Genomic DNA, 24,730 nt, shown 5'->3' on the forward strand with positions numbered 1-24,730 from the left:
GCGTCTGTCCGCGGTTATGCGCGAGTATAGACCTAAAATGTGGGCCATGAGCTCCGCCGTTGTCAGCCTCATCCACACCATCCTTTTCTCGTTCCTTTCCCTGTTCGGCCTGACCTCGCCGATGTCGAGTGTCCCGGAGCCGTCGTCAAGCATTCTGCCCAGCTCGAGCTCGCTCTCGGACATGCGCAACTTCCCCTTCGAAGTGATCAAGCATGAGCGGCATGCGGAGGGCTGGGCGATGGAGTTCCTCCCCGGCACCGACTACCTGCTGATTTCCGATCGCTCCGGCCTGCTGCAGCTGCGCGACCAGACCACCGGCGAGCTGCGCGAGGTAAGCGGAGTGCCGGAGATCTTCCACCAGTCCGAGGCCGGCCTCCACGACGTAGTCGCCGCGCCGAGCTTCACCCAGGACGGTGGCCTGTACGTGTCGTGGGTGCGCCCGCACGACAAAGGTGCGCAGGGTGTTGTGGGTTACGGCCACCTCGACACCGCCACCGCGCAGCTGAAAGACCTCAAGGTCATCTGGGAGCAGGACCCCGGCGAAAGCGACGGTCACTTCTCGCTGCGCATGTTGCTTATCGACGGCTTCTTGTACGTCACATCCGGAGACCGGCGCGATTTCACCCCAGCACAAGACGTGCGTACAAACCAGGGCAAGACCCTTCGGTTGAACCTCGATGGAACGCCCGCTGTTGGCAACCCGTTCGCGGGTCAGGGCGGGCGCTCGGCGGAGATCTGGTCGATGGGGCACCGCAACCCGCTTGGCATCGCGGCAGATGAGAGCGGCCGCATCTGGGCCTCCGAGATGGGGCCGCAGGGCGGCGACGAGCTGAACCTGATTGTCGGCGGGGAGAACTACGGTTGGCCCAACGCGTCGATGGGCAGCCACTACGACAACCAGCCGATCCCCGACCACGGGCCCGGCGACGGGTACCAGGCGCCCGCCGCGTACTGGAAACCGGCGATTTCACCTGCCAACCTGATGATTTACACCGGCGAGCTGTTCCCGGAGTGGAAGGGCAATGCGTTCCTCGGCGGGTTGAGCGGCCAGACGATCGTGCGCATGCAGCTGAACGAGGACGGCACTGCCACGCAGCTGGACAAGTGGGACATGGGCCAGCGCATTCGGGCGCTGGAGCAAGCCCCCGACGGTGCCATCTGGGTGATGGAGGACAAGGGCGGGTACCTGCTCGAGCTGCGCCCGCGCTGATCCGTTGCACTTGGCCGGAATGGCAAGGGGCGCCACCCCGGTTGGGATGACACCCTGAGCCTCGCTTTGGTGTGGCGGGTTAGTGACTACAGGTAGTCGTAGTTGATCTCGGTCTCCGGATCGAAGAAGACGGAGCCGCCCTCCATCGGGCGCAGGTAGATGGTGTCGCCCTGATCGATGTCAATGCCGCGCGGCACCTTGACCGTGATGCGGTCACCGCGCACGGCGACCTTGCTGTCCGCCTGTTCCTGACGGCTGCCGTAAACGTAGAGCTCAGAACCGAGGTGCTCCACGATGTCGACGTGCACCGGCAGGCCGTACTGCTCGCCCGCATGATTCACACCAGCGATCTCCCAGTTCTCCGGGCGCACGCCAACAACCACGCGGTCCGTCTTCACCTTTGCCGCCAGCTCACGCGGCATGTAGTAATCCAGCGCGTGATCCTTACCGCCGACAACGCGGCCGTCGATGAACGGCACGTTCTCGATGATCGTCATGGCCGGTGAACCGATGAAGGTGGCCACGAAGGTGTTACCCGGGTTGTTGTACAGGGTGTCCGGGGTGTCTACCTGCTGGAGGATGCCCTTCTTCAGCACGCACACGCGATCGCCCATGGTCATCGCCTCGGTCTGGTCGTGGGTGACGTAGACCGTGGTGGTACCCAGCTCGCGCTGCAGCGCGAGGATTTGCGCGCGGGTGGACACACGCAGCTTCGCGTCCAGGTTGGACAGCGGCTCATCCATGAGGAAGACCTTCGGCTGGCGCACAATTGCACGCCCCATGGCCACGCGCTGGCGCTGACCACCGGACATTGCCGCCGGCTTCTTATCGATGAGGTCCTCGAGCTCGAGCATCTTTGCGGCGAAGGCGACACGCTCCTCGATCGTCGCCTTGTCCACCTTGGCGTTCTCAAGCGCGAACGCCATGTTCTGGCGTGCCGTCATGTTCGGGTACAGGGCGTAGGACTGGAACACCATCGCGACATCACGCTCGCGGGGACGGGTTTCCGTCACGTCCTGGCCGTCGATAAGAATCTGCCCCTCATCGACCGGCTCGAGACCTGCGAGCATGCGCAGCGTGGTGGACTTGCCGCAGCCGGATGGTCCGACGAGGACCAAGAACTCGCCGTCCGCGATCTCCAGGTTGACACGGCTCACCGCTGGCGGACGCGCTGGGTCATAAATGCGAGACGCTTGGCGGAACTCAACGGTTGCCATGTGTGACTCCTTTTCTCCTAATCGGACTGGGGCTAGTTCTTCAGGTTCGGGGTGATGTCACGGTCGATGACCTGCTGGGTCTCCTTATCCAGGTCAGCGAACACCTTCTCCACGTCCTGGCCACCGTTGGTGATCTTGTCCAGGGCGCCACCGATGCGCTTGCCGCCACCCGGCACGAAGACGCGGGCGTAGTCCTGCGGCTTGGTGTTTTCGTTGAGCTGCTTGATCGCGGTCTCAGCGTTCGGGTTCTCATCCAGGAAGGTGCGCTCCTCCGGATCCTCCAACGCGTCCTTGCGCACCGGCATGTAACCGGTCTTCTGGCTGAACATGATGGTGTTCTCGGTGTTGGTGATGAAATCGACGAACTTGATCGCGTTCGACTTGCGGGTGTCGGAGATGCCGTTCGGGATAGCCAGACCAGCGCCACCGGTTGCGGCGGACGGGCCCGGGCCAGGGAGGTAGGTGGTGATGAACGGGATGGTCGCGGAGTCGGTCAGGCCTGCGAGGGAACCAGTCGACTGCAGCAGGGCAGAAGCGTTGCCGTTGCCGAAAGCGACGGTCGGGTCGGTGCTGATCTCGATGTGGCCCTTGTTCACCTGGTCCTGGAGGAACTTAGCTGCCTCAAGCGTCTTCGGGTCGGAGAAGGACGGCTCCCACTCGTTGGAGTACGCGCCGCCGAATGCCCACACCATGCCCTGGAAGTACCAGTCGAGGTAGTTCGAGCCGTCCGGGATGACCAGTGCCGGGTTACCGGTCTGCTCCTTCAGCTTTGCAGCCCACTCATCGAACTCTTCCCAAGTCTCCGGGCCACGATCTGCCGGCAGGCCAGCAGCAGCCAGATCGTCGGTGTTCCAGTACATCAGGTTGGTGGAGCGGGAGTACGGGGCACCGTAGTGCTTGCCGTTGTACTCGTAGTCCTCGCGCAGGGTGTCAACGTAAGAATCCGGGTCCAGGCCTTCCTTCTCCCACAGCTCATCGAGCGGGGTGGTTGCCTCGTTGAGGGCGAAGTTGAACCAGGTCACGTCGGAAGCGACGATTACGTCCGGCAGGTCAGAACCAGCCAGTGCTGCGTTGAATTTCTGGGCGAGCTCCTCGTAGGACGAACCGGCGGTGACCAGCTCGACGGTCAGGTCCGGGTTCTCCTCCTCGAATGCTGCGATCAGCTCGAGCTCGAGGTCGCGGGAGGAACCCGGGTGGTTGGACCAGAAGACGATCTTGTTCTCGTCGCCGCCAGCGTTGCCATCGTTATTGCCGCCGGTAGTGCTGCCGCCTGCACAAGCGGTCAGGGTGACAGCGGTCAGCGCTGCAACCGTGGCTGCACCGATGCGCTTACGAAGAGAGTTGGATGCGAACATGGGGGGACTCCATTCTTGGGGGTTATAGGGGTGAAGTTGTGTTGGGTTGTTGGACGGCGGTTATCCCTTGACCGCGCCAGCGGTCAGGCCTTTGATCATTTGCTTCTGCAGGAGCAGGAACACGATGATCATCGGCAGGGTGGTAAGCACGGTGCCGGCCATCACCGGTGCCCAGTTGGTCAGTCCCTCTGCGTCCTGCAGGCGGGTCAAACCGACCGGAAGCGTCGTCGCCGCTGGGGTGTCCGTGATCAGGAACGGCCACAGGTACTCATTCCATTCGTTGACCACGGTGATCAGGACGAACGCGGACAAGGTCGGCCAAGACATAGGCAGCACCACGCGAAAGAGCTTGGTAAAGAATCCGGCACCATCCATGTCAGCGGCCTCCATGATTTCGCCCGGCAGCGACTGGAAGTGGTTGCGCATGAGGAAGCAACCGAATGCCACGCCGGCAAGCGGGATGATTACGCCCTGCCAGGTGTCACGCCAGCCGATCGAGGCCACGAGCGCGTAGTTGGAGATGATGGTGATCTGGTTCGGCACCATCAGTGCCGCGATCACGAGCAGGAACAGTGCGTTGCGGCCCGGGAACCGCAGGAACGCAAACGCGTACGCCGACATCACGCCGAGCACGACCTCGATCACCGTGAGGATAAGCGTGATGCCGATGGAGTTGCGCAGGTAGTTCTGGAAACCGGAGGTCTCCCACACACGCGCGTAGTTGCCCGGCTCGAACGGGTTCGGCCAGAAGGTGATCGGGTCCGAGTACACGTCCTGGTACGTCTTGAAGGATGTGATGACGATGAAGTACAGCGGAACCATGATCAACAGCACGGTGAGCACGAGCGCGAGGTAGCCAAACATCTTCATCCCAGGAGAGCTGTAATCTGCGCCTCCGCCCTTGCGCTTGCGCTGGGCTTCTGAAATGACCGGCTCGCCCTCTGCTTGGCTGCCCGGCACCGGGGGCATATCACGCTCTTCGTGGGTTGCCGCCGACGCAGACACTGCTTTTGCAACCTTGGCGGTCTTTTTGCCCTGAGTAAATTTCGTCGACATTTACTTGTCCAGCCTTTCCTGCAGCTTGATCTGGGCGACGGTGATGATCAGGACAACGATGAACATGATGGTGGCCACAGCGGCGCCGTAACCAGCGCGGTTGTTCACAAAGGTCTCGGTGTAGACCTGGAACACCATGGTGGTGGTGCCGTAGCCGTACGGGCCGCCACGGGTCATGGCGTTGATCACGTCGAAGACCTGGAACGAGTTCAGCAGCACGGTGATCAGCAGGAAGAAAGTTGTGCCGCGCAGCTGCGGCAGCACCACCCGGAAGAAGTGGCGCACCGGCGAGGTGCCGTCAATTTCCGACGCTTCGTCCAAATCCGCGCGACGGCCCTGCAATGCAGCCAGGTAGATCACGAAGACGTAGCCGACGTTCTTCCAGATGTAGGTCACCGTGATCATGAACATTGCCCAGCCCGACTGCTGGTAGAAGTTCGGCACCGGGATGTTCACCAAGCCCAGGAAGAACTGGATCAGGCCGTATTTCGGGTCAAACACGAATTGGAAGGCCACACCGATCGCTGCACCGGCGATCACGTACGGCGCGAAGACCATCGATCGAACCGCGGAGCGGCCGAACAGTTTCTGATCCAGCAGAATCGCCAGGAGCAGACCAATGACCATCGAACCCGCCACGGCGAAGAAGGTGAAGATCACGGTGTTCCACACCACGGTCGGCGTCTCCGGCGCTGTGAACCAATCGGTGTAGTTCTTCAGCCCGACGAACGTCATGTTCGGCGAGGAAATGTTCCAGTTGTAGAATGAGATTCGGATGTTGTCGATCAGTGGGCGGTAGGTAAACAGGATCAGCAGAGCCAAATTCGGCAGGATGAGCAGCGCCGCTAGGCCGACCTGGTGCCAGTCGATCCGACCTTTCCGCTTTTTATACGTTGCTGCGTATTCCTCGGAGACCTCCGGCTCCACGGAGACTGCAGGAATCATCGTGTTCATGAGGAACGAAATTAGAATCCCCGAATGAACAGACGATGAAATTGGATTTGTATTACAGGGAACTTAACGTTGCATGTGCGTTACTTTGATGAACACTCGTCGAACTGTTGTTGCGATGTCACACATTCGTACCCTGCGGAAAGTGCGTCCCCTCAAACACCTCAACCGCGATGTGCGGCAAATCAGTGCCAATCAGGCTCGCCCCGCGCTCACGCAACCACAGCATGTCCTTCGGCAAATTCACCGTCCACACATAGCTCGGCACATCGCCACCCAATAGCTCCGGCTCCGCCTTCGCCTGCCGCATCGACGGCCCCACACCGCACGTCCCGATCCGCTCGAACGGCGCCCCGCCCTTCCCCGTCAGCAGCGGCTCAGGGTCAAGCAGCAGGAAGGACTGCAGCTCAGGCAGCAATTCCTCGAACCGCTCAATCGCTTCGGGATTGAAGGAAATCAGCTGCACCCGCTCGTCTGAATCCATCCCGCGCGCACGCAGCACGTCGGCCACGGCCTGCTCCAGCCGGTCACCAAAGGGCGACGGATGCTTCGTCTCAATCAGAATCATCTTGCCCGGGTGCGCATCGAGCAGGTCCAACAGCTCGTCGAGAAGCAAAAGCTCCTGCGGGTCACTCTGGGTGCCAAAGTTAAGCTCTTTGAGCTTATCGACGCCCATTTCAGCGACCTCCCCACTCCCGTCCGACGTGCGATCCACCGTCTGGTCATGGATGACCACGACTTGGCCGTCGGCGGTGAGGTTCACATCGCATTCGATGCCGGCAACGCCGTCGAGCTTGAGGGCTTCTTCGAAGGATCGGCGGGTGTTTTCGGGATAGATGCCGTTGAGGCCGCGGTGGGCGATGATGCCGGTGGTGGTGGGTGTGGACATACGTGCTGCGCTCCTTGAGATACTCGCCTTACAGATCGAACGTAAACTCCGGACGGGCCAAGTGCACCTGTTCCGAACCAAAAGTGGCTTTTGCCCGTCGCACAGATTCCTCCCCATTATTGGGATCTTCAAGGTGGGTGAGAATGAGATTCTCCACACCAGCTGATGCTGCGATTTCCCCAGCGAGAGCTGGGGTTAGGTGCCCATGCTCGGCCATTGCTTGCTCGCGGGGATCGAGATACGTTGCCTCACAAACGAATGCCGTCGCATCCGAAGCGGCGTCGCGCAGCCCTTCGCAATCCCCCGTATCAGAGCTGAATACTAGGGTTCTCCCCTCGGCTTCGAAACGGAGTGCAGCAGACGGTACCGCGTGCCTTGCCTCAAACGTGGTGAGCGTTAACCCTGCAAGTTGAAGTTCGGTGCGCCCGCCGTCCATCGGCATCTCATTTACTTCAAAGTTTCCGGTGATCGGGCGAGCCATGGTCGGCAAGGATTCTATGCCGAAAAGATCGTCGAAACGGGCAAGTTTCTCGGTCTCGCCGGAGGGAAGGAGAACTGGAACCGGATCACGTACCACCGGAAATGTCCACCTGAAAGCCCATGCCATCATGTCGAGTGAGTGATCGGCATGCATGTGCGTGAGCACAATGGCCTTTAGCTGGTCTAGCTCGAAGCCCTGCTGAAAGTAGCTCAACATGACGCCCGGTCCGGAGTCCACGAGTACTACGCCTTCACTGGTTTGCAGAAGGTACCCTGAAGCTCCTCCGTGCTCCGATGGTGCGGTTGCATTAGAACCAAGAACCTGAAGTCTGATTGTCATGGGATCAGATCCTTCCTAGAAGTGCAGCTTCGCCGGGACGTGCCGTCAAACGCACGGTGTCATCGTTGGATAGTCGCTCGTCTGTAGTGATGAGAAGAGCCACACCGTCCGCAGTTTTCACCACTGCCTGGAATCGACCCCCCATGTACTCCACAGATTCAACTACCGCGTCGAATGCGTTTTCATCGGCGTTGTCAGCGAGCTGCAGGGTGTTGGGACGAATCAGCAATTGAGGTTTCGGGCGATCATCGTTTCGGATGACGAGATCGGATAGCGGGACTCGCCATGTCCGGTTGAGCGCATAGGCGAACCCGTCTCCGACCTCGCAGTCGAGGAGTGTCGAGTTGGTTAAGAAGTTGGCCACGAAATCATCGATCGGCCGCATCCAGAGTTCGTCAGGAGTCCCATACTGAACGAGCTTTCCACTACGCAAGATAGCGATCTTGTCTGCGAGAGCGAGTGCCTCGTGCTGATCGTGGGTCACAATCAATGTTCCACAGCCGACGTCGGCGACAATGTTGGCGAGCTGGCGGCGGAGGTCATTGCGCAACTGGGGATCCAAAGCTGCGAGGGGCTCGTCAAGGAGTAACACGCTTGGGTCGATTGCAATGGCGCGTCCCAGAGCGACGCGTTGACGCTGACCACCCGAAAGTTGGGCCGGCTTACGATCGGCATACTCGGTGAGCTGGGTGAGGTCCAACACGCGCTCTACCGTTTCGTCTCGCTTACCAGCATCAATGCCACGAACTTTCAAGCCGTAGCCAATGTTCCCCCTGACAGTCATGTGCGGGAAGCAGGCATAAGATTGAGGGACCAGCCCGATGTTTCTCTGAGCCGCAGTGAGCTCGGTAACGTCCTTCCCGTTGATGATCACTGATCCCTTCGAGACATGATTCAACCCGGCGACGGCTTTCAACGTGGTCGATTTGCCGCAGCCCGAGGGACCGATCACAGCAGTGGTCTCCCCTGGCTCAACCTGCAAGCTGATGTCCTCCACAGCCACGAAGTCGCCGTACTTTACCGTGATGCGATCAACTGCCAAGCTGCCGCCCTTGATTGCCGCTGAAGTCATTTCTTGTCCTTTGCTTGAGAGTTTGAACGTGTACGGGCCGCCACAATCGCCACAAGCACCGGGATTGCAAAAGCGATAAACAGGCAGGACATCGCAGACGCAACTTCCAGGCGCCGCGTTGAGTAGGCATCGAACAGTGCGAACGGAGCCATAGGTGTCGCAGGCGGATTAATGAAGAACGAGATATTGAATTCGCCGAACGAAATGGCAAAAATCATCGTCACAGCTTGGAGAATCGCCACGTTCGTCCATGGAATCGTGATACTGAAAATAACCCTGAGCCACGATGCCCCCAGTGAATGCGCTGTGTATTCAGCCTCACGCAGGAGAGGGTCTGCGAGCGCCGGGACAAGTGCTGACATCGCGAACGGGAGGGTGAAGATCAAGTGGCCCACTACCAGCAGGATGCCGGAGGGCCTTAACCCCGAGAATGTCCCGATAAGAGCAATCGAAAGCGCAATGCCCGGGATGGCAAGCGGAATGTTTGACAGCGTAATGAGCACCCTCGACACCCAATCCGGCAACCGCGGAGCCCACCAGGCAAGCGGAAAAACGATGAGGAGATTGAGAGCGACTACAAGCAGCGCCACAAGGAGAGACCGCAGAAGGGTCGATCCCAGTAGATTCCAACCAAGGACGAACCAGTCTAAGGTGAATCCACCGCCCCAGGGCCCTTTTGAAAAATCGACAGATGTGGCTGCGATGAAGGTAGCCAACACCGGGACAATAATGAAGACCGTCAGCAGCCACGTCACTATCCGGCCGGCAGTGACCGGATTCTCGTTGGGGGTAGCGCGCTCTACGGGTGCGCCAGTTTCATGCATGGTCATTTTCTGAGTCCGCTTTCAACGAGACGTGCCAACAGACGGCCGGCAACGATAGCGAGTAAGGCCAAGGACGCCAGAATCACCGCTAGAGCGGACGATGTTGCGATGTTGAACCCGTTGTTCAACGCATCGACGACATCCAGCGGCAACAGCCGGATACCTTCAGACAGCGTCGCAGCAGTCCCGTACCCACCTAGAGCCACAGCTGCAGCCGTACCGGACGCTTCAATTGCGGCAGGGAGAATGAGAGGCAGTTGGATGGTCCAGAATGCTCGGAACCTCGAGGCCCCAAGAGTTTCAGCAGCCTCCGCATACTCGGGATTAAGCATCTCGGCCGCGCCTCTCAGTGGCCCAACGATTCTGGGGACCGAGAAGAAGACATATGCGATGAAGAACCCTAAGTATGTGAAAGCAGCGCCAGCCAACGGCGGAAAAAACTGCCCGATCAAACCGTTCCTACCCAACAGGACAATCGAGAAGAACCCGATGATGATTCCCGGCAGAGTGATTGGGAAAGTGAGCAGGGCATCCAACGCAGGTTGAGCTCGATTCTCGCGTGACCGCTTCGCCAGGTATAGAACGGTTGGGATCGCAAGAACCACGGTGATAACCACCGATCCCAAACCGACTATCACCGAGTTGCGAACCGACCTGGCGATAAAAGCGGAGCCCAGCGCTTCTTTGTAATACTGCAGGGTAGGCCCCGAGGTCTCATAGATGCCCACCTCACCAATCCCGAATGACCTGAGTATCAAGACCAGAACGGGATAAAGGCCGAACACTATGACGATCACAAGTACTGGAATGAGTGCCAGCAAACCGAGACTGAACCTTTTCGATTTGCGTTCCACGGCGTCTCGTCCGGCACTCTCTGCTGGCGCGGAGTTTGCCTGGTTCATGAGGTCTACCCGATCAGAGCTTTGTAATCCTCGTTGAACTTTTGCTGTACCTCACCCTGCTTCAAGTAGTTGACAGTGCGTGCACGCTCGTAATCCTCCTCAGGCAGGAACTTTCCGCGCATGTCGGCTGGGATTTCCCCAACTGCCGGGCGCATGTAACCGTGCGCAAAGAGTGACTGCCCTTCCTCCGAGAAGTAGAAATCAAGCAGAGCCTTACCGTTATCATCGTGTGGCGCACCGTTGACGAGACCCACAACGTATGGGATCTGAAGAGAGCCCTCTTCGGGGATAATGATGCTCACATTCGATCCCTCATCACGCAGTTTGTATCCGTTGAAGTCGGCGTCGATGAGAATCGGGATTTCGCCTTGTGCCACTTTTGCAGTCGCAGTTTGAGCAGAAATAATCGCGCCATTATCGACGAGTTGCTTGATGTAATCCAAGCCCGGACCAAAGTCATCGAGGCTTCCGCCCATCGCTTCGTTCGCGGCGGTTGCAACGGAGTAGCCGACTGCAGCCTGAGTCGGGTCAAGGAAACCTACTTTGCCCTTGTACTCGGGCTTCAACAGGTCCGCCCACGAGGACGGAACCGGCGCACCACCGAGAAACTCCTCATTCACGATGAATGCCACGGTGCCGGAGTGCACGGTGTGCCACATTTCATCCGCACTCTTCAAGTCATCGGCAATGTCACCGGCTCGCTTAGGGGTGTGCGGCTGGAGAACACCGGACTCAACCAGCTGGCCACCGAAAGCAATACCTGTGTAAACCACGTCTGCAACCGGAGAAGCCTTCTCTGCTTGCAGAGCAGCCAACGCTTGCCCGGAGTTCTTCGGGTCGTTGGGAGCGTCGATTCCCGTTGAGTCCTTGAATGCAGCATGTACCTCACCGAAGTTGCCCCACTCCGCAGGCGAGTTGTAGGAGATTACGGTCTGCGCGCCGCCCGAAGAGCTCTTATCGGAGGAACCTGCAGAGGTGTCTACCCCAGTATTTCCGCATGCGCTGAGCATAGCGACAGCGGAGACTGCGAAAACTCCGCGAACCAATCGGTTGTTAAACATCGAACTTTCCCTCTCATCGTCGGCCACCGAAGTGGCGTAATCGGACAACGCGATTCGAATCGACTCGCTCAGGAAAGTTTCGCTCGCGAATTTAAATCCGGGCTGTCGCTGATGGGAACCTACGGTAAATTCACGGTAAATTTCTCTAAGCTGGATTTCAGGCGACTATTAGTTCAAGCACAACCTATTAGACCCGCTACTGAATCCGTGGAACAGCCACTTCACCGCAACCCATTGAATCTAGGTAGAAATCTGGGTATTTTTAGGTCTATGCAAACCGTATCCATCAGCCAGGCCTCCTCAGCCGGTGTTTCGAGACTGGTCTCAATGGCTGAATCCGGCGCACCGGTGCCGTTGACTAGGCACGGAAGAGTTGTCGCGGAAGTAGTTTCCACCAACGAGATTGAGCGCTTGCGCCGGGATAGCGAGACGCTACGGGACGCTGTTCTCGCGCTCGGGAGGTTTGCGACTGACTCAGGCGAACGCACCGACCTCGACGATGCGATGGAAATGTTCGGGTTTAGTCGCGCAGAATTAATGGCCGAGATCGCGGCCGATGGGGAATCCCTCTAGCGTCCGCAAGCCAATGGCAGAAGCGAATCCTCCCGCCCGGGTGAGGTTGACTAAGGAAGCAGTTGAAGACCTCCGGCGGCTGGAAAAGAAGGATCCCCAAATTGTCCGAAGCATCTTTAGAAAGATGCTGCTCCTGGAGCAATCCCCCTACGCCGGCGAGCCGCTCCTAGGTTCACTAGTGACCTTCAGAAAGCTCATCATCGGGGATCGCGATTATCGGATCGTGTGGCGCGTCTCTAATGATGAGAGGTTCCGACCGGTACTCGAGATCGCGGAGGTGTGGGCAGCAGGAGCCCGGTCAGACGCCGCGGTTTACCGCGAAATGGTTCACCGAGCGGAGCTACTCGAAAATGAAGAGGACCTAGAGACCCGTGCACTGGCTGACATTCTGGCCGAATTTGGGCGACGGTATGCCGGAATAGAGGCGCATGCGGAGCCATCAGGAACCGCTGACTTGCCCACATGGCTCACGCAGGCTCTAAAGGACCAACTGCATTTGTCAGACGAGCGCATCAGCGTGCTCACTCAAGAGGAAGCACAGCAGATGTTGGCCTACCACTGGAGTCGACCTAAATCGTCACCTGACGGGACTTGATGTTGTCCAGCTGCTTGCGCTCCTCGGCGGAGAGCTGCGCATCGGAGGCGTACTCCGCCTCGATCTTCTCGTTCAGCGCGGTCAGCGCCTCGGCGTAGGAGGCGGCGTCCACGGACGGGTCGAGGTCCCACACCGGCACGACCACGCCGTGGGTGCGGAATGCGCCAGCGAACTTGGTACCCTCGCCCAGATTCAGCTCGCCGCGAGCGGCGATGCGAGCCAGGGCGGTGAGCATCTGGTTCTCGCTCTCCTCCGGGCGCACCCAGCGGATGTGGGCCTTGCCGCCGCCAGGGTTAACCCACCAGATCGAACCCGGTAGATCAACCTTGACCTGGGTAGACGGAAGGACAGCCTCGTTGGCGCGGCCCAGGGCCTGGCGGATCTCCGGGGGCACGGTCGCGCCCTCGGCGAACCACCAACCGAAGTCGTTGTGCTCGGTGATCTGCAGTTGGGACGAGGCGTCGATAAGCGAGGAAAGCTCTGGCTGCGAGCCATCCGCAACTGTGGAGCCCAAGGTCTCCCCTGGCTTTGCCTCGAGTACCCAGTTAAGCGCGTACGCCAGGTCGCGGCCCGGGTTCTGCGAGTGGGACTGCACCTGAAGTGCGACGAAGCGCTCGCCGCCCTCCTCCTCGGCGCGCACCATGGCGGCGCCGGCGCCAGGCAGCACCGTGACGATGTTCACCGGCGTACCCTTGACCTCCACCTGCGCGACGGCGGACGGGACGAACTCCTGCAGCGCGATGAGGTCAGACTCCATGGCCAAGCCGCCGTACGGGCGGGGATCCTTGGCAAACTGCTCGCGCTCGGCGGCGCGGGCGGCAAGCTTCGCCTCGCGGCGGGTCATGCCCTCGGGCAGCTGGTTCTTTTGCTTCTTCGGTTTCCTAGGTGGCATGCGCTTTAGGCTAGCGCACGCCCTCGACACCACCTTGACCGCGCTCGAACGTGTCCAGCGCCAAGTTCGGCAAGTCGGTGGCCATCACGTCCACGCCCTTCTCCGCGCACCAAAGCATCTCGCGCGGGGTGTTCACGGTCCAGGTGTAGGTTTTCAGACCCTTGAAGCCGAGGAGCTCGTGCTTGTGCTGCAGGTGAGAGAGCGCAGGGCCGACACCGAAGGGCTTCGAAAACATCGTGTTGCCCGGGTTCCAGGTTCGTTCGCGTAGGTGGAACAAGTAGTAGGTCTCCAGCTCCGGCGCTTGTTTGGCAAAGTAGCGCACCGCCGAGTGGCTGAAGGAGACCACATGCACCCGCTCCGAATCCTGCAGGCGGTTGTAGCGCAGCACGCGCAGCGTCTGTTCATCCACTTCTGGACCGAAGCGGGTGGGGTGCTTGGTCTCTATATAGATGTGCTTGTGGGGATAGTCGGATAAGAGTTCCAACAGTTCGTCGAGAAGCAAAATGTGCTGCGGGTCTTCCTCCGTGCCGGAGTTGAGCTCGCGCAGGTCGCGGTAATCTATGGTGGCCACGCGCCCGCGACCGTTAGTGGTCCGGTTCACCGTCGCGTCGTGGAACACCACGAGCTTGCCGTCGCGGGTCAGACGCACGTCGCATTCGATCCCGTGGATGGGCAGCTTCAGTGCTTCCTCGAACGCGCGCTGCGTGTGCTCCGGATACAGGCCGGAGAACCCACGGTGCGCGATGATCTGGGTTTGCGCTCGGTTGTCCACGACACCCAACGTACAGCTGCCCCGCTTCCCCGCTCGATCTTTGCCAGAATGAGCGTGTGCTTTTCGACGACCCGGTACAACCCATGTCCAGCTTCCGCCGGCTGCCATCCCCGTTGGGCGACAAGGCCGCCGAAGCCTTCAACACGGTGCGCAATGCGCGCCGGCGCTACTCGGTTAGCCGCGACGGCATCCTCGCCGCTCCCGTGGCAGCGTTCGAGGTGTTCACCGACCTCACGCCGGGGCTTCGACTGCGCGGGTTGCAGCGCCTGCCGCAGAGTTTCCGCGTGGGCGCCGTCGGCGCGGAGGTAGCCACCTGGGGTGCGGTCTCGCCTTCGCTCTTGCCGCACAAGTGGTCCACCACCGCGGCGAACACGGCGGTGCTCCAGGGCATCGGCCACGCCGTGACCACCGCGGTATCGCAGGCGGTGCGCCCGGGCAAGCGAAGCGAGGGCGGCCCGCTGCCCACGCCCGCGCGCTTGGGCATGACCGCCACGACGCTCGGGGTGTATGCCATGGCACTGTATCGCCGCCGCGATCAAGAGCGACTGGTCGAGGTCGAAGGCGAGTACTCGGTGTGGGACACCATCGGCGGCCTTGCGCTGGGTTCGCTCGGCTACGGCGCGATGCTGACGGTCGGCGAGGCGATCCAATCCTTCATTGACGCGATCAACGCCGTGCTGGGCAAGCGTTTGCCGCCCGTCACCTCCTGGCCGCTGGCCATTGCTGTTGGCGGCGGAGTGATCTTGCTGTTTGCCGACCGGGTGGTTGTGCGCCGCTTTTTCTCCCGGGTCTCCCAGAGCGCTCAGGAGCTCGACCGCGCGTTTATGAAGGGCGCTGATCAGCCGGCGGAGCCGGAGCGCTCCGGCTCGCCCGAATCCAACGTGAACTGGAGCTCCATGGGCCGTCAGGGCCGCGCAACGGCTGCAGGCGGTCCCCGCAAGGCGCAGATCGCACGCGTGCTTGGCGTCAGCGAGGACGAGGTCAAGGAGCCGATCCGCATCTTCATCGGCCTGCACGGCCTCGACCCGGACGAGTCGCCGGACTTCGACCAAATGGCGCAGGAAGCCGTCGCCGAGATGCACCGCACCGGCGCGTTCGAGCGCAACCACATCGCCGTCATGTCCGCCGCCGGCACCGGCTGGATCAACGATTTCCACACGTCCGGCTTCGAATTTGTCACCCGCGGCGACAGCGCCATCGTCGCCGTACAGTATTCGTTCCTCCCCTCGGCGTACTCCTACATCGCCGACCACGACTCGCCGGTCCGCTCCTCCCGCGCATTGGTGCGCGCCATCCGGGAGGAGCTTTCGCTTATCGACGAATCAGTGCGCCCGAAACTCTACGTCGGCGGCGAATCGCTCGGCGCCTACGGAGTGTCCGACGTGTTCCGCAGCGTGGAAGAATTCCTCCAGGCCACCTCTGGCGGTGTGTTCACCGGAGTGCCAGGTTTTGCCCGCAACCACTCGGAGTTGACCCGCGCACGCGAGGAGGGCTCGCCGCAGCGCCTCCCGCTTGTCGACGGCGGGCGTCATGTCCGTTTCACCGCCCACCCGGACCACATCACGCACGATTTCAAGGGCGACGACTACGCCCACGAATGGGAGTCGCCGCGCTACGTCTTTGCCCAGCACGCTTCGGATCCGGTGGTGTGGTGGGAACCTAGCTTGATCTGGAAGATTCCGGACTGGTTGAAAGAACCCGGCTCGCGCGGCGACGCCGCCCCCGAAGCGCAGAAGCTTGACGTGCTGCAGACGTTGCGCTGGATGCCGCTGATCACGTGGTGGCAGGTCGGGATCGACCAGCTGGCCTCGCAGGATGTGCCGTCCCCGCACGGGCACAATTACCACGACGAGACGGTGGCCTATTGGAATGCAGTGGTCCACGGTGTCAACGGAGGCTTAAGCGACGCGGAGATGGATCGCGCAGCCGAGTGGATCCACAACGACGCGGTGAAGTTGCGCAAGCCTCCGGGCGGTTTTCCGTCCAAGCACGGGTACTAGGGCCAGCAAGGCAGCACAGCCATGGCGAAACCACGGATGCGCTCGGAGATATACCGCGACTACTCGTCGCTTGGCATCGCCGCAATGATCACCACCGTTGCGCTCAACTGGGTGATCGCCTCCGACCGGCTGGATTTCGAAGCCATCGGACCCTTAGGCTTTGGCTTGGCGTACTACCTGGTCTTTTGGGTGCTCTACATCGGAATCTATGTCTGGTGGACGATTCGCATGCTGCGTGCATGCACGATCGAAGAGCTGCGCGCCTACGCCAGGCGCGAGTCTCGCGTGTCCGAAAAACGCTGGGTTCGTTGGAGCGGTACCAAAGGCGCTGCCACGATCACGATCACCGCGGCAATCGTTGCGCTGGCCATGTCCATCATGGTCGCGCGCATCCCTTGGTCGCGCCACGACCCCATCATGCTGACACTCGCCGCCCTCACTGCTGTCTTATCGTGGGCGCACCTCGTGGTCGCCTACGCCACCTCGTATCTCGAGCTCGACTTGGGCGGCGACGAGCGTCAATTCAACTTTGAGCACACCGACGAGCCGCTTTTCGACGACTACCTCACCCTCGCCACCACCACCTCCACGATGGGCTCGGCGAGCCCAGCCGTGCCCATCACCCGCGAGGGGTGGAACCGCTTCCGCGCGAACAAGATCGTGGCGTTCGCGTTCAACACCCTGGTCATCGCCGTGGTGGTAGCGATGGTGACCACCGGCTTGATGGAGTAGCGCTCGAAGTCAGCAGCCTAGATCCGCCTAGATCCCGCAGGCAACGCCCGTGGAGTGATGCGGGCAGTAGCCGTTGGGCACCTTGTGCAGGTACTGCTGGTGCTCGTCTTCAGCCAAGTAGTAGTCCACCCCACTTGCGATTTCGGTGGTAGGCGCGCCAAACCCTGCGTCGATAAGCGATTGCCCATACTCCTCAACCCAAGCCTTGATGGCTTCCGCTTCCTCGGCTGAGTCTGTGTAGAACGCAGAGCGGTACTGGGTGCCGACGTCGTTTCCCTGGCGGTAACCCTGGGTCGGGTCGTGCGCCTCGAGCGCGGCGCGGACCAGCTCCTTGAGTTCGACCTGGGCGGGGTCGTAGACCACCTCGACCAGCTCAACGTGGTTAGTCTGGCCGGAGCAGACCTCGCGGTAGGTGGGGTTCGGGGTGACGCCGCCGCCGTAGCCGACAGACGTCGATTCGACGCCCGGCATCTGCCAGAACATTTTCTCCGCACCCCAGAAGCAGCCGATGCCGATGAGCAGGCGTTTCTGCTCGGGCTTCCACGGGCCGGTGATCGGGGCGCCTAAGACGGCGTGCGGGCGGGGGTTGGCCAAGACGGGCTCATCGCGGCCGGGAAGCGCGCGGCCGGGTTCGACGAGTTCAGGTTTCGGTGCGAAAAGGAATCCCATACCAGTGCTAACGCCCGGAAAAGTCGCGGTGTTCCAAATTTCATTACCATGGGGTGCCGTAACTTGATCTCCAACGAAAGGACTCATGATCATGGCTGTTTACGAGCTTCCGGAACTTCCTTACGCATACGACGCGCTGGAGCCGCACATCTCCGCCGAGATTATGGAGCTGCACCACTCCAAGCACCACGCCAACTACGTCAAGGGCGCAAACGCAGCGCTCGAGGCGCTCGAGGCGGAGCGGGGCGGCGAGGCAGATGCCGACAAGATCCGTGCGCTGTCCAAGAACCTCGCGTTCAACCTTGGTGGCCACACCAACCACTCCATCTTCTGGAAGAACATGGCACCAAACGCTGGTGGCAACCCGACCGGCGAGATCGCCGCTGCGATCGACCGCGACTTCGGTTCCTTCGAGGCGTTTAAGAAGCACTTCGCCGGTGCAGCCAACTCCCTGCAGGGCTCCGGCTGGGCAGTCCTGGGCTACGACCACATCGCTGGCCGCCTGATCATCCAGCAGATGACCGACCAGCAGGGCAACATCTCCGTTGACTTCACCCCGGTCCTCATGCTGGACATGTGGGAGCACGCGTTCTACCTGCAGTACAAGAACGTCAAGGCTGACTACGTCGACGCTTGGTGGAACGTTGTCAACTGGGACGATGTGAACGAGCGCTACGCAAAGGCAGCAGCGTAAGCCCAGTTCGCTTTCGCTTAACGCTTAACGACGGCGGCACCCCGCCCGGCTCAACCGCCGGGCCGGGTGCCGTTTCGCGTGGTGGCGGTTTCGCGCCCTCCCGCTCCGCTACTCTCCTGCCCCGCCGCCTATCCGCCCACCCACGCGACCACCCACCGGGCCGCCCGCTTCGCCACCTATCCGCTCAGCCAAACCCGGACAATGGTGCCAAACCCGGATAGTTACACCCCTTTATGCCTGAACCAACAGACATAAACCCTCGTAGATATCCGGGTTTGGCACCATTGTCCGGGTTTGACCAGAGATGGCTGTACGAAAGAGCGGTTTTTGCGGCGGCACCGGCGGTGCGAGAGCATAGGGATATGAGGAAGGGAACGCCGGAGTACCGCAGGGCGACAATCGCCATGCTGTTCGTCGGGTTGGCTGTCTTCTCTTCGCTGTATGCGACCCAGGCGCTGCTGCCGACGCTGACCATCGAGCTCGGCATTACTCCGTCCGAGGCCGCGTGGACTGTCTCGGCCGCCACTGGCTCACTCGCGATCTGCGTGGTGCCAGCGTCGATCCTGTCTGAGAAGTTCGGCCGTGGGCGGGTGCTCGTCATTTCGGCGGTGGCCGCCACCGCCGTTGGTCTGCTTCTTCCGCTGACTCAGAGCATCGAGCAGATGGTGCTGCTCAGAACGCTGCAAGGAGCGCTTCTGGCGGGGACACCCGCAGTGGCCATGACCTGGCTGTCTGAGGAGCTCGATGAGCGCGACCTGCCCGGCGCGATGGGTCTCTACATCGCCGGCAACACGGTTGGCGGAATCATGGGCCGCATCGTGCCCGCATTCGTGCTGGAGGTAGCCAGCTGGCGGTGGGCACTCGCAGTAGGCACGATGGTCAGCTTCGCAATGGCTATAGCCACCTGGATACTCTTGCCGGAGCAGCGCAACTTCCACGCGAAGGACACCATCCGTCCTGCCGCAGAGTTCCGGGCTGTGGCAGGTCACCTGCGCAACCCGCGCCTCGTGGCGCTCGCGGTGACCGCATTTCTGGGCATGGGTGTGTTCGTGTCCATGTACAACTTCTTCGGGTTCCGCGCGATCAATGACTTCGGCCTGCCACCTTCACTCGCCGGACTCGCGTTCCTTATGTATCTTTCCGGCACGTGGTCGAGCGCCCGTGCTGGCTCGCTTGTGAAGCGCTTCGGCCGCGGCCGGGTGGTGCTAGCTGGTGCAGCGCTCATGCTTGTCGGCGCGCTCATCGGGGCGAGCCCAAATCTGTGGGCGACGCTGTTCGGCCTGCTTGTTTTCACTGCAAGCTTCTTCGCAATGCACTCGACGGCGTCCGGCTGGGTGGGCCAGATCGCGGAGCGCGACCGCGCCGAAGCGTCGAGCCTGTACGTGTTCTCCTACTACATGGGCTCGTCAATCCTCGGCGCGGCGACGGGTCGCGCCTTCGAGGCTCTGTCCTGGGGCGGATTCGTTGGAGTGCTCGCCGCGCTTCTGGCAGCGCTCACGGTGATCACGGGCTGGTTAGCTAGAACGGAGAGGCGTTATGGTCAGAGTGACGACGGGCGACGTCACTAGTCTCGACGGTGTCGGGCTAACTTCGCTTCTTTCTTAAGCCGCTTCCAATTACGACGATCGGTTTTGTAACGTGCAACATTATCCGCGTGTAATTGATGTTGCTCGGCCTCACGCTCCGCCTCAGAAGTCTGAAGCTTCCCAAAGCCAAGCGCAGCACAGAATAAACTGATCGCTGCAGCGAGGCCTCCGCCGATCAATTCAACCGATACGTCCTGTACCGCTTCTAACATCGCCGAGGCGGAGTCCAAACCACCGGTTCGCCATAGAAGATACGCTCCAAGCGCCATGAGGACTAGGGCCGCGGCAAATGCTTCCCCAGCTTGAGTTAAACGTTCAGTTCGGGCTTCGCGTTTTACCTTGCCCGCAAGAGCCCACTCGTCGGCCAACCCAGCCGCGTCCAAACTACCGAGATTGACACCACCAATGTGTTGGTAGAAGAAGTTCCCGTCTCCTTCGATGCGGTTGTTGCTACCGATATCCCCAGCCATAAATTGAGAATTATAAGCGCTGATTCTAAACCGCACCGAACCTAATTCTTCCCTGTTCGGCACCAGTTAACGCCGTGACGGAGAAGCGTCGTCAAGCGTGAAGCTCCGGTAGCCCCGGCGCACCTGCGGTGAGGAATTCGCGCACGGCGCGGGTGGCGCGGCAATCGTCCTCGTTGTAACGCAGCAGCATGTCGCGGGCGCGCTGGTCACCGAGGCGGGCCGCGCGGCGCAGGGCGACGGAGCGCTCACCGTCGACGTCGTCGTCCTCCCACTCGAAACCCACCACGGGTCCGAGTACCTTCAGCCCCAGCCCATCGGTACCGACGAGGTGGCGGCGGGCATGCGCGAACACGTCGATCCATTCGTCAGAGCTGATGAACGCGTTCACCTCCGCCGCATCGATCGAGTCGAAGCGCTTCGCAGAGGCCTTCAGCCAGTAGTTCTCGCCGCCGGAGGCGTAGCAGTACGCGGCGAACGTCTTCCCGGCCGCGTGGGCCTCGGCGCGCACGCCCATGAGCCAGGTCCAGAACGCGTTGAAGTTCGCCTCTTCAGCGGTCACAGCTGCATCGGCACCGCGCGCACCAGCACCCCCGCGCCCGCCAGCACCCCCGCGCCCGCCAGCACCCCCGCACCCAGTCGGCGCTTCCAGCTCATCCCAGGTCACAAACGCGCGGTAGGTCTGACCGTCGAATGCGCCCCACAGGTACGCCCCCTGGTCCAGGTACGCCTCCATGTCCACGTCGATCTCCACGTCGGCTCGCGGCATCGCAATCTCGCCGGGGCGGCGAAGCACCGGCACACCCTCGCGCCACGCGCGGGCGACGGCGCTGGGCTCGCCCACGCCTGCGTCGATAAGCGATTGCACCGTCGCATACCCCCGCTCGCGCCACGTGTCGCCGCGCCCGCCAGGCAGCACCAGCGAGATGTCGTCGAGCTCCTCCAACCGCGGCTCGCACAGCGGCCAGAACCGGCAGGTCGCACACTGTTTCAGCCGCTTCGGCTCAGTCGGTACCGGCGCTGCGAGCGCGTCCAGCAATGGCGGGATGAAACGGGTGACATCGCCGACATAAGCGCGGGAGCGGTCTTGGCCGATGATGCCTCCGCGCCCCGTCGCTAAGCCGCGCTCGCGCAACAGCAGCTCAGCGAGCGCGAGCCGGTACCCGTCAGTGGTGTGATGGCGAGCTTTGGCATTCACTACCAGCGGTTTCGACAGTCCCAGCCGGTTTGTGGCCACCATCTCGAGCGTGGCGGTGGGGTGCGGTCGTGCGACGCGATGGTTCGAGATGATGACGGGGGCGTACGCGTCGTCGACACGCACAAGAACATCGACCTCCGCGACCGTTTCAATCCCTGCGACCGTGCCGCGCAGCGTCGCGTTCGTGATCAGGTGCGCGCGCCGCGCGAGGGCTTGCTCGGTCTCACGCTCGGTGCCAAAAGCAGGGTCCAAGTCAATTCGCACGAATGCTTTTCGACGCCCGTCCCCAACCGCTCGTTCCACCGGCAGCGCATCAAACACAACGGCCCGAGCAGCGTCAATCTGCGGCTGTCGGGCGAGTGCGTCGGGCAACGGCGGGACATCCGGGTGCGCCGCACGCTGACGCATCCGAAACCTGCAGCCGACCAGATCGGACGCACGCACCGTATCCACAATGTCAGCGAGTGTACCTGGGAGCCGGGTACAGTTGTGGGGCGAAGCGAATTTAGCCGAAGTTACCTATGCAACTTGAGGAGCCCGCACCCCATGGGAATTTTGAAGAAGAACCGCCGCCGCAAGAACGTGAAGGCCACCAAGGCCAAGGCCGAGCTGAAGAAAGCTGAGGCACGCGCACGGAAGTTCGCCCGCGACGAGGCGAAGGCTGACCTGCGCACCATGGAACTTCTGGACAAGGCGGAGCAGCGGCTGGTCAAGGAGGAGAAGAAGGCCCTGAAAAGCAAGCGCAAGCACGAGAAGCAGCTTGCGCAGGCGCACCTCAAACGCATCGAGGAGTCCGGCCTGACCAAGAAGAAGGCGAAGCAGTGGACCGGTGCCGCCCGTGCGCTCGTGCCGGTACTGCTGCCGCTGATCTACAAGGCTTGGACCTCCTACCGCCAGGGCGAGCTGGACAACCGTGCCGCAGGCATGGGGCTGACGTCGCAGGATCTTGCCCGCCACTCGGGCCGCGGTGCGGAGCTGAAGGCGCGCATTGAGGCACTGCGGGCAAACGTCGACAACGAATCATCGCTGCCGCGTGGCTTTGCCGACGACGCGCGTGTGCGCCTGGCCGACCTGGATCAGGCAGTGCGCAACGCGGAGCACGCGAGCCCGGAGCAGCAGCGCCTCACCCACAACGCGATCGAGCAGGACCTCACCGACCTCGCTGCGGAGATCCACGCGAAGCAGCGCGGCTAGACGCTCTATTCGCTAGAGCAGCCCGAGTTCGCGAGCGCTGGCCACCGCCGAGGTGCGTGAGCGCACGCCGAGCTTGTCGTAGATGTGCACGAGGTGGCTTTTCACCGTCGCCTCGGAAAGCATGAGCTCGTGGCCAATCTCTCGGTTCGACGAGCCGGCAGCCACCAGCTGCAGCACCTCAAGCTCACGCGGGGTGAGCGAGGTGCGTGGGGTGCGTTCACGAACTTCCAAACGGTCGCGCACCACCGCCGACATCGGCTGCTCCTCCACTTCACCGAGCGCCACGGAGCGCACCGCAGCAACCAGCTCGTCCGGCGGTGCGTCTTTGAGCAGGTAGCCCACCGCACCGGCCTCGATGGCGCCGAGGATGTCCGCGTCCGTGTCGTAGTTGGTCACCACCAGCACTTTCGGTGGGGTCTCCATTGCCGCGTTGATCTCGGCCGTCGCCTGCGCACCCGTCATCACGCGCGCGCCTTCCGCGCCGGCGCCGAAGCGCAGGTCCATCAGCACGACATCCACACCGCCTGCTTGCGCGGTTGCAATCGCGGCTTCGGCGGTGGCGACTTCGCCAACCACCATGATGTCGTCGGCGTCTTCCAGTACGGCGCGTAGGCCGAGGCGCACAATCTCGTGGTCGTCTGCCAGCAACACGCGAATCATGGCTCTATCCTATCTCCGCCTCATCCTTTTGATTGACAGCACCCGCAGGCGACTCGGCGGGCACCTCATCAGGCACCGCCACGGACAACGCCGTCGGCCCACCTGGTGCGGACTCAATCACTAGCTCCCCGCCCAACTCCGCCGCCCGCGAGCGCATCGCGTTTAACCCTAAATGCCCGAGCCCGGACGGTTTGCCCGCCTGCGCAGCAACGTCGAAGCCGACGCCGTTGTCCACCACATCCAGACGCACCCCGTCCGGCTCATATGTCAGCGTCACGCGCACCCGCGATGCCCCAGAGTGCTGCACCGCGTTCGATACCGCCCCCTGCGCAACTCGCAGCAGTCCGGCCTCGGTGCGCATCGGCAATTCAGCGACCTCCCCGTGCGCCTCTACCTCGATGCTCATGTCAGCGGCCTGCGAAAAGTCGTTCGCGATGCGCCCCAGCGCCTCCGACAGCGACGCCTCCCGTAGCCCCGCCGGCGTCAGCGCCGCGATCATCGCCCGCGTCTCCGCCAAGTTATTCGATGCCGCCCGCCGCGCCGCCTCCATTCGCCGCAGCGGCGCCTCCACCTGCTCCTCACCCAACCCAAGCGCCTGCACATCGCGCTCAGCGGCATGCAGCAGCATCTGAATCGACGACAGGTTCTGCGCCACCGTGTCGTGAATCTCGTGCGCGAGCCGTTCGCGCTCCTGAGCCACGCCCGCCTCCCGTTCAGAGTTGGCGAGCTGCTCTCGCGTTGCCAAGAGCTCGTCGATAAGCGCCTCGCGCTCCCTGCTGACCCTGCTGACCGTGGTGAATGCATAGTTCGTGGCCACGACGACCACCGCGGCGAGCGTCGGCCCCATGATGCCGCCGAGCGTGAGCCCCGCGGGTACCTGGAATGCGATCGCCGCGCCGAGCCCGAGCACAACACCGAGCAGCCCGCGCCAATCGTTGAACGCGCGCAGGTAGACGAAAAACAGAATGAACACCCAGTACACGGCCACCGGCGAGATCGTCATATCCGCCACCCACACGGCCGTGAGCCCGACGAGCCAAATCACCCGGTTCCACGCGCCCCACCTCGGCATCTCGACGATCCCGTAGAACAGCAGGAAGGAAAACGCTGTGACCAGCATGATGTGCAGCAGCGCCGAGTTCAGCGGCATCCGCGCGAGCACCCCAAGCGAGACCAGCACCAAGCACACCGACAGCACGGTGATACCCGCGTCCAGCGCCTTGTTGTCGGGGATGTCGGCGGGATCGCGTTCCAGCATCACTAATCTGGAGCTCATGCGCTTGAGACTACTCACCCCACTGGTCACGGTTTGTGCACTGGCTGCGGGTTGTTCACAGGGCT

The 24,730-nt window shown here is 61.8% G+C and carries 25 protein-coding genes; 8 read left to right on the top strand and 17 right to left on the bottom strand.

The window, feature by feature from the left end:
• The first annotated feature begins 46 nt into the window (after positions 1-46).
• Positions 47-1,210 carry a PQQ-dependent sugar dehydrogenase gene (locus tag CGLAUT_RS11440; protein WP_290185306.1) on the top strand — a complete coding sequence of 388 codons (1,164 nt, stop codon included), beginning with the start codon at positions 47-49 and terminating at the stop codon, positions 1,208-1,210.
• An 86-nt stretch (positions 1,211-1,296) separates the two neighbouring features.
• On the opposite strand, the gene CGLAUT_RS11445 is transcribed toward CGLAUT_RS11440, so the two are convergent.
• From CGLAUT_RS11445 to CGLAUT_RS11490, 10 genes are all read right to left on the bottom strand, one after another.
• Positions 1,297-2,427, bottom strand: a complete 1,131-nt coding sequence (locus tag CGLAUT_RS11445; protein WP_290185308.1) for an ABC transporter ATP-binding protein — start codon at positions 2,425-2,427, stop codon at positions 1,297-1,299.
• A gap of 32 nt (positions 2,428-2,459) precedes the next feature.
• The gene (locus CGLAUT_RS11450; protein WP_290185310.1) at positions 2,460-3,782 is read right to left on the bottom strand and encodes an ABC transporter substrate-binding protein; all 1,323 of its coding nucleotides are present in this window, start codon (positions 3,780-3,782) and stop codon (positions 2,460-2,462) included.
• A gap of 60 nt (positions 3,783-3,842) precedes the next feature.
• Positions 3,843-4,751 (bottom strand): carbohydrate ABC transporter permease, encoded by a 909-nt coding sequence (locus CGLAUT_RS11455; RefSeq protein ID WP_425551688.1) that lies wholly within the window; start codon positions 4,749-4,751, stop codon positions 3,843-3,845.
• Between the two features lie 87 nt (positions 4,752-4,838).
• Positions 4,839-5,792 (bottom strand): carbohydrate ABC transporter permease, encoded by a 954-nt coding sequence (locus CGLAUT_RS11460; protein WP_290185312.1) that lies wholly within the window; start codon positions 5,790-5,792, stop codon positions 4,839-4,841.
• 118 nt (positions 5,793-5,910) lie between these two features.
• The gene (locus CGLAUT_RS11465; RefSeq protein WP_290185314.1) at positions 5,911-6,678 is read right to left on the bottom strand and encodes a glycerophosphodiester phosphodiesterase; all 768 of its coding nucleotides are present in this window, start codon (positions 6,676-6,678) and stop codon (positions 5,911-5,913) included.
• 28 nt (positions 6,679-6,706) lie between these two features.
• Positions 6,707-7,498 carry an MBL fold metallo-hydrolase gene (locus CGLAUT_RS11470; protein WP_290185316.1) on the bottom strand — a complete coding sequence of 264 codons (792 nt, stop codon included), beginning with the start codon at positions 7,496-7,498 and terminating at the stop codon, positions 6,707-6,709.
• Between the two features lie 4 nt (positions 7,499-7,502).
• On the bottom strand, positions 7,503-8,570 hold the full coding sequence (locus tag CGLAUT_RS11475; RefSeq protein WP_290185318.1) for an ABC transporter ATP-binding protein: 1,068 nt from the start codon (positions 8,568-8,570) through the stop codon (positions 7,503-7,505).
• The gene (locus tag CGLAUT_RS11480) at positions 8,567-9,400 is read right to left on the bottom strand and encodes an ABC transporter permease (protein WP_290185320.1); all 834 of its coding nucleotides are present in this window, start codon (positions 9,398-9,400) and stop codon (positions 8,567-8,569) included. The genes CGLAUT_RS11475 and CGLAUT_RS11480 overlap by 4 nt, the downstream gene beginning before the upstream one ends.
• Entirely contained in the window at positions 9,397-10,296 is a 900-nt protein-coding gene (locus CGLAUT_RS11485) for an ABC transporter permease (protein ID WP_290185321.1), read from the bottom strand. Before CGLAUT_RS11485 ends, CGLAUT_RS11480 begins: the two co-directional genes overlap by 4 nt.
• A gap of 5 nt (positions 10,297-10,301) precedes the next feature.
• Positions 10,302-11,306 (bottom strand): extracellular solute-binding protein, encoded by a 1,005-nt coding sequence (locus tag CGLAUT_RS11490; protein WP_290185323.1) that lies wholly within the window; start codon positions 11,304-11,306, stop codon positions 10,302-10,304.
• Positions 11,307-11,684: 378 nt separating this feature from the next.
• On the opposite strand from CGLAUT_RS11490, the gene CGLAUT_RS11495 reads away from it, so the two are divergent.
• Positions 11,685-11,930: a hypothetical protein gene (locus CGLAUT_RS11495; RefSeq protein ID WP_290185325.1), complete on the top strand. Its 246-nt coding sequence runs from the start codon at positions 11,685-11,687 to the stop codon at positions 11,928-11,930.
• A 13-nt stretch (positions 11,931-11,943) separates the two neighbouring features.
• Entirely contained in the window at positions 11,944-12,525 is a 582-nt protein-coding gene (locus CGLAUT_RS11500; protein WP_290185327.1) for a type II toxin-antitoxin system RelE family toxin, read from the top strand.
• Here the strand turns inward: CGLAUT_RS11500 and CGLAUT_RS11505 are convergent.
• Positions 12,500-13,417, bottom strand: coding sequence for a DUF5926 family protein (locus CGLAUT_RS11505; RefSeq protein ID WP_290185329.1), 918 nt, complete (start codon positions 13,415-13,417; stop codon positions 12,500-12,502). The genes CGLAUT_RS11500 and CGLAUT_RS11505 overlap by 26 nt on opposite strands.
• 10 nt (positions 13,418-13,427) lie before the next feature.
• Positions 13,428-14,189: a glycerophosphodiester phosphodiesterase family protein gene (locus tag CGLAUT_RS11510; protein ID WP_290185331.1), complete on the bottom strand. Its 762-nt coding sequence runs from the start codon at positions 14,187-14,189 to the stop codon at positions 13,428-13,430.
• A 56-nt stretch (positions 14,190-14,245) separates the two neighbouring features.
• Between CGLAUT_RS11510 and CGLAUT_RS11515 the strand changes: the two genes are divergently transcribed.
• Entirely contained in the window at positions 14,246-16,189 is a 1,944-nt protein-coding gene (locus CGLAUT_RS11515) for an alpha/beta-hydrolase family protein (RefSeq protein ID WP_290185333.1), read from the top strand.
• Positions 16,190-16,210: 21 nt separating this feature from the next.
• A complete protein-coding gene (locus CGLAUT_RS11520) occupies positions 16,211-16,921 on the top strand; it encodes a DUF1345 domain-containing protein (RefSeq protein WP_290185335.1) in 711 nt (236 codons plus the stop codon).
• Between the two features lie 27 nt (positions 16,922-16,948).
• On the opposite strand, the gene msrA is transcribed toward CGLAUT_RS11520, so the two are convergent.
• Positions 16,949-17,590, bottom strand: coding sequence for a peptide-methionine (S)-S-oxide reductase MsrA (gene msrA, locus CGLAUT_RS11525; protein ID WP_290185337.1), 642 nt, complete (start codon positions 17,588-17,590; stop codon positions 16,949-16,951).
• A 91-nt stretch (positions 17,591-17,681) separates the two neighbouring features.
• On the opposite strand from msrA, the gene CGLAUT_RS11530 reads away from it, so the two are divergent.
• Positions 17,682-18,284, top strand: a complete 603-nt coding sequence (locus CGLAUT_RS11530) for a superoxide dismutase (protein ID WP_095661201.1) — start codon at positions 17,682-17,684, stop codon at positions 18,282-18,284.
• 362 nt (positions 18,285-18,646) lie between these two features.
• On the top strand, positions 18,647-19,852 hold the full coding sequence (locus CGLAUT_RS11535) for an MFS transporter (RefSeq protein WP_290185340.1): 1,206 nt from the start codon (positions 18,647-18,649) through the stop codon (positions 19,850-19,852).
• Here CGLAUT_RS11535 and CGLAUT_RS11540 read toward each other — a convergent pair.
• Both CGLAUT_RS11540 and CGLAUT_RS11545 read right to left on the bottom strand, forming a co-directional pair.
• On the bottom strand, positions 19,849-20,340 hold the full coding sequence (locus CGLAUT_RS11540) for a hypothetical protein (protein ID WP_290185341.1): 492 nt from the start codon (positions 20,338-20,340) through the stop codon (positions 19,849-19,851). The two genes, CGLAUT_RS11535 and CGLAUT_RS11540, sit on opposite strands and share 4 nt — an antisense overlap.
• 91 nt (positions 20,341-20,431) lie before the next feature.
• Positions 20,432-21,988 carry a ribonuclease H-like domain-containing protein gene (locus tag CGLAUT_RS11545; RefSeq protein WP_425551684.1) on the bottom strand — a complete coding sequence of 519 codons (1,557 nt, stop codon included), beginning with the start codon at positions 21,986-21,988 and terminating at the stop codon, positions 20,432-20,434.
• 93 nt (positions 21,989-22,081) lie between these two features.
• On the opposite strand from CGLAUT_RS11545, the gene CGLAUT_RS11550 reads away from it, so the two are divergent.
• A complete protein-coding gene (locus CGLAUT_RS11550) occupies positions 22,082-22,729 on the top strand; it encodes a DUF6474 family protein (RefSeq protein ID WP_095660853.1) in 648 nt (215 codons plus the stop codon).
• Between the two features lie 12 nt (positions 22,730-22,741).
• Here CGLAUT_RS11550 and CGLAUT_RS11555 read toward each other — a convergent pair whose 3' ends face one another.
• Both CGLAUT_RS11555 and CGLAUT_RS11560 read right to left on the bottom strand, forming a co-directional pair.
• Complete coding sequence (locus tag CGLAUT_RS11555; RefSeq protein WP_095660854.1) at positions 22,742-23,389, bottom strand: response regulator transcription factor; 648 nt, start codon at positions 23,387-23,389, stop codon at positions 22,742-22,744.
• 4 nt (positions 23,390-23,393) lie between these two features.
• Positions 23,394-24,665, bottom strand: a complete 1,272-nt coding sequence (locus tag CGLAUT_RS11560) for a sensor histidine kinase (RefSeq protein ID WP_290185344.1) — start codon at positions 24,663-24,665, stop codon at positions 23,394-23,396.
• Positions 24,666-24,730 lie beyond the last annotated feature (65 nt).

Origin of the sequence: Corynebacterium glaucum, assembly GCF_030408855.1 — a bacterium.
Lineage (GTDB): Bacteria > Actinomycetota > Actinomycetes > Mycobacteriales > Mycobacteriaceae > Corynebacterium > Corynebacterium glaucum.

Bases quoted from the DNA above. Each gene is read 5' to 3' on its own strand.
- CGLAUT_RS11530 (WP_095661201.1), top strand. From the start codon at position 17,682: ATGGCTGTTTACGAGCTTCCGGAACTTCCTTACGCATACGACGCGCTG.
- CGLAUT_RS11455 (WP_425551688.1), bottom strand. From the start codon at position 4,751: ATGCCCCCGGTGCCGGGCAGCCAAGCAGAGGGCGAGCCGGTCATTTCA.
- CGLAUT_RS11505 (WP_290185329.1), bottom strand. From the start codon at position 13,417: ATGCCACCTAGGAAACCGAAGAAGCAAAAGAACCAGCTGCCCGAGGGC.
- CGLAUT_RS11550 (WP_095660853.1), top strand. From the start codon at position 22,082: ATGGGAATTTTGAAGAAGAACCGCCGCCGCAAGAACGTGAAGGCCACC.
- CGLAUT_RS11475 (WP_290185318.1), bottom strand. From the start codon at position 8,570: ATGACTTCAGCGGCAATCAAGGGCGGCAGCTTGGCAGTTGATCGCATC.
- CGLAUT_RS11520 (WP_290185335.1), top strand. From the start codon at position 16,211: ATGGCGAAACCACGGATGCGCTCGGAGATATACCGCGACTACTCGTCG.
- CGLAUT_RS11490 (WP_290185323.1), bottom strand. From the start codon at position 11,306: ATGCTCAGCGCATGCGGAAATACTGGGGTAGACACCTCTGCAGGTTCC.
- CGLAUT_RS11470 (WP_290185316.1), bottom strand. From the start codon at position 7,498: ATGACAATCAGACTTCAGGTTCTTGGTTCTAATGCAACCGCACCATCG.
- CGLAUT_RS11560 (WP_290185344.1), bottom strand. From the start codon at position 24,665: ATGAGCTCCAGATTAGTGATGCTGGAACGCGATCCCGCCGACATCCCC.
- CGLAUT_RS11460 (WP_290185312.1), bottom strand. From the start codon at position 5,792: ATGAACACGATGATTCCTGCAGTCTCCGTGGAGCCGGAGGTCTCCGAG.
- CGLAUT_RS11480 (WP_290185320.1), bottom strand. From the start codon at position 9,400: ATGACCATGCATGAAACTGGCGCACCCGTAGAGCGCGCTACCCCCAAC.
- CGLAUT_RS11495 (WP_290185325.1), top strand. From the start codon at position 11,685: ATGGCTGAATCCGGCGCACCGGTGCCGTTGACTAGGCACGGAAGAGTT.
- CGLAUT_RS11555 (WP_095660854.1), bottom strand. From the start codon at position 23,389: ATGATTCGCGTGTTGCTGGCAGACGACCACGAGATTGTGCGCCTCGGC.
- CGLAUT_RS11465 (WP_290185314.1), bottom strand. From the start codon at position 6,678: ATGTCCACACCCACCACCACCGGCATCATCGCCCACCGCGGCCTCAAC.
- CGLAUT_RS11500 (WP_290185327.1), top strand. From the start codon at position 11,944: ATGGCAGAAGCGAATCCTCCCGCCCGGGTGAGGTTGACTAAGGAAGCA.
- CGLAUT_RS11540 (WP_290185341.1), bottom strand. From the start codon at position 20,340: ATGGCTGGGGATATCGGTAGCAACAACCGCATCGAAGGAGACGGGAAC.
- msrA (WP_290185337.1), bottom strand. From the start codon at position 17,590: ATGGGATTCCTTTTCGCACCGAAACCTGAACTCGTCGAACCCGGCCGC.
- CGLAUT_RS11535 (WP_290185340.1), top strand. From the start codon at position 18,647: ATGAGGAAGGGAACGCCGGAGTACCGCAGGGCGACAATCGCCATGCTG.
- CGLAUT_RS11450 (WP_290185310.1), bottom strand. From the start codon at position 3,782: ATGTTCGCATCCAACTCTCTTCGTAAGCGCATCGGTGCAGCCACGGTT.
- CGLAUT_RS11445 (WP_290185308.1), bottom strand. From the start codon at position 2,427: ATGGCAACCGTTGAGTTCCGCCAAGCGTCTCGCATTTATGACCCAGCG.
- CGLAUT_RS11440 (WP_290185306.1), top strand. From the start codon at position 47: ATGAGCTCCGCCGTTGTCAGCCTCATCCACACCATCCTTTTCTCGTTC.
- CGLAUT_RS11485 (WP_290185321.1), bottom strand. From the start codon at position 10,296: ATGAACCAGGCAAACTCCGCGCCAGCAGAGAGTGCCGGACGAGACGCC.